This window comes from Bacteroides sp. 43_46 (assembly GCF_001915455.1).
Lineage (GTDB): Bacteria > Bacteroidota > Bacteroidia > Bacteroidales > Bacteroidaceae > Bacteroides > Bacteroides caccae.
The window spans coordinates 3,478-3,908 of sequence record NZ_MNQN01000006.1; the positions used below are offsets into that span (position 1 = coordinate 3,478).

At 43.2% G+C, this 431-nt stretch carries 1 protein-coding gene; it reads right to left on the reverse strand.

The window, feature by feature from the left end; all coding sequences use genetic code 11:
• A partial coding sequence (locus tag BHV72_RS00215; protein ID WP_502691038.1) for a zinc-binding metallopeptidase family protein occupies positions 1 to 431 on the reverse strand: 431 nt, incomplete at both ends.

Consider the following 431-nt stretch of genomic DNA (forward strand, 5'->3'; position numbering starts at 1 on the left):
TGAATTGCCTTTACGGTCAGGCTGGATAACGAATCTCACATCATCGAAGAAAGACATCACCGCCTCAGAACTTCCCTTGCAGCCTGTTTCTTCCTCTCTAAAAAAGACTACTTTCATAGAATTATATTTCTTCAGGCATTCAAGACAGATGAACACTCCATTTTTATCATCGGCTCCCAAATTCTCAAACCTCCTGTTCTTTGAGGAATAACCGAATATGACTTCCCTTGTTTCCACCACCTTGAAATCCTTTGAATGCTTGCAGTGTGAAACCTGGTCGATATGGCTCACTAAGCAAGGGTAAACTTCCGCTTTTCCCTTTACCACATACAGGTTCCCGAACTTATCCTTTGACACGGATATGTCTCCGGAAAGCTGTCTTATATAGGAACAGAGGAACTTTACCATCTTCTGTTCCTTCCCACTCGGGC